Here is a 1,872-nt window from a genome sequence, read left to right on the forward strand (position 1 = left end):
GTGAGACAGTTCGGTCCCTATCTGTCGTGGGCGCAGGAAATTTGAGAGGAGCTGTCCTTAGTACGAGAGGACCGGGATGGACGTACCGCTGGTGCATCAGTTGTTCCGCCAGGAGCATGGCTGAGTAGCTACGTACGGACGGGATAAGCGCTGAAAGCATCTAAGCGTGAAGCCCCCCTCAAGATGAGATTTCCCAGTATGTAAGACCCCTTGAAGACGACGAGGTAGATAGGTTGGAGGTGGAAGTGCAGCAATGCATGGAGCTGACCAATACTAATCGGTCGAGGGCTTATCCAAATCATAAAACGCAGATTCGTTTCGGATTCAGTTTTCAGGCGATCCAGCCTGATATATTCCCTGATAGCTCAGTTGGTAGAGCACTCGACTGTTAATCGAGTTGTCACAGGTTCGAGTCCTGTTCGGGGAGCCATATGGAGAGGTGTCCGAGTTTGGCCGAAGGAGCACGATTGGAAATCGTGTAGGCGCCACAAGCGTCTCGAGGGTTCGAATCCCTCTCTCTCCGCCACTATTATTAAAGGTATGGCCCGTTGGTCAAGGGGTTAAGACACCTCCCTTTCACGGAGGTAACATGGGTTCGAATCCCATACGGGTCACCAATTATTTATACCAGGCGCACATATGGAGGCTTAGCTCAGCTGGGAGAGCATCTGCCTTACAAGCAGAGGGTCGGGGGTTCGAACCCCTCAGCCTCCACCATAGTGCTTTTGATAAGTTTTTACTGACGCGGGGTGGAGCAGCCCGGTAGCTCGTCGGGCTCATAACCCGAAGGCCGCAGGTTCAAATCCTGCCCCCGCAACCAATTTGGAACCGTGGTGTAGTTGGCCTAACATGCCTGCCTGTCACGCAGGAGATCGCGGGTTCGAATCCCGTCGGTTCCGCCATTAATTTGGCCAATTTTATATGGCTCGGTAGCTCAGTCGGTAGAGCAAAGGACTGAAAATCCTTGTGTCGGGGGTTCGATTCCCTCCCGCGCCACCATTTAAATACAACTTAATATGCCGGTGTAGCTCAATTGGTAGAGCAACTGACTTGTAATCAGTAGGTTGGGAGTTCAAGTCTTCTCGCCGGCACCATCCTCGGAGGCTTAGCGAAGTGGCCAAACGCATCAGACTGTAAATCTGCTCACGTACGTGTTCGGTGGTTCGAATCCATCAGCCTCCACCATTTTTAGGGGCATAGTTTAAAGGTAGAACAACGGTCTCCAAAACCGTTGGTGTGGGTTCAATTCCTGCTGCCCCTGCCAAACTAATTTTAAAAGCTAAATATGGCGGCCGTGGCGAAGGGGTTAACGCACCGGATTGTGGTTCCGGCATTCGTGGGTTCGAGACCCATCGGCCGCCCCATTTCTTTTAAAATGATTGTTTTGTATGTATTCTAACAGTTTCATATGGCGACTGTGGCGAAGGGGTTAACGCACCGGATTGTGGTTCCGGCATTCGTGGGTTCGAGACCCATCAGTCGCCCCATTTATCTAAATTGAATATTGGGGATTAGCCAAGCGGTAAGGCAACGGACTTTGACTCCGTCATTCATAGGTTCGATTCCTATATCCCCAGCCATTTATGCGGACGTGGCTCAGCGGTAGAGCATCGCCTTGCCAAGGCGAGGGTCGCGGGTTCGATTCCCGTCGTCCGCTCCATTTTTATGGCGCCATAGCCAAGTGGTAAGGCAAAGCTCTGCAAAAGCTTTATCCCCAGTTCGAGTCTGGGTGGCGCCTCCATTTTTATTTAAGAACTAATTCATATGTATATGCCGGCGTGGCGGAATGGCAGACGCGCTCGACTCAAAATCGAGTGGGAAACCGTGGAGGTTCGAGTCCTCTCGCCGGTATACCAAAAGGGTTTATAAATT

General features: G+C 51.5%; 16 tRNA genes and 1 rRNA gene. All 17 read left to right on the forward strand.

Annotated elements, in window-relative coordinates:
* Positions 1–297 (forward strand): 23S ribosomal RNA (locus tag A3842_RS09420); the annotation flags it as partial.
* A gap of 57 nt (positions 298–354) precedes the next feature.
* Positions 355–430, forward strand: a tRNA-Asn gene (locus tag A3842_RS09425).
* 3 nt (positions 431–433) lie between these two features.
* A tRNA-Ser gene (locus tag A3842_RS09430) sits at positions 434–526 on the forward strand.
* A gap of 16 nt (positions 527–542) precedes the next feature.
* A tRNA-Glu gene (locus A3842_RS09435) sits at positions 543–617 on the forward strand.
* Positions 618–641: 24 nt separating this feature from the next.
* Positions 642–717, forward strand: a tRNA-Val gene (locus tag A3842_RS09440).
* 26 nt (positions 718–743) lie between these two features.
* Positions 744–820: transfer RNA gene (locus A3842_RS09445), tRNA-Met, on the forward strand.
* 4 nt (positions 821–824) lie between these two features.
* A tRNA-Asp gene (locus A3842_RS09450) sits at positions 825–902 on the forward strand.
* 21 nt (positions 903–923) lie between these two features.
* A tRNA-Phe gene (locus A3842_RS09455) sits at positions 924–999 on the forward strand.
* A gap of 19 nt (positions 1,000–1,018) precedes the next feature.
* Positions 1,019–1,094 (forward strand) — tRNA-Thr (locus tag A3842_RS09460).
* Positions 1,095–1,099: 5 nt separating this feature from the next.
* Positions 1,100–1,185, forward strand: a tRNA-Tyr gene (locus A3842_RS09465).
* Between the two features lie 5 nt (positions 1,186–1,190).
* Positions 1,191–1,264, forward strand: a tRNA-Trp gene (locus A3842_RS09470).
* Between the two features lie 24 nt (positions 1,265–1,288).
* Positions 1,289–1,364 (forward strand) — tRNA-His (locus A3842_RS09475).
* Between the two features lie 47 nt (positions 1,365–1,411).
* Positions 1,412–1,487 (forward strand) — tRNA-His (locus A3842_RS09480).
* Positions 1,488–1,505: 18 nt separating this feature from the next.
* A tRNA-Gln gene (locus A3842_RS09485) sits at positions 1,506–1,580 on the forward strand.
* A 5-nt stretch (positions 1,581–1,585) separates the two neighbouring features.
* Positions 1,586–1,660: transfer RNA gene (locus tag A3842_RS09490), tRNA-Gly, on the forward strand.
* A 7-nt stretch (positions 1,661–1,667) separates the two neighbouring features.
* Positions 1,668–1,741, forward strand: a tRNA-Cys gene (locus A3842_RS09495).
* A gap of 31 nt (positions 1,742–1,772) precedes the next feature.
* Positions 1,773–1,851, forward strand: a tRNA-Leu gene (locus tag A3842_RS09500).
* The last annotated feature ends 21 nt before the right edge of the window (positions 1,852–1,872 follow it).

It is taken from the genome of Paenibacillus sp. P3E, from assembly GCF_001909045.1.
In the GTDB taxonomy this organism is placed as follows: Bacteria; Bacillota; Bacilli; order Paenibacillales; family Paenibacillaceae; genus Paenibacillus_AQ; species Paenibacillus_AQ helianthi.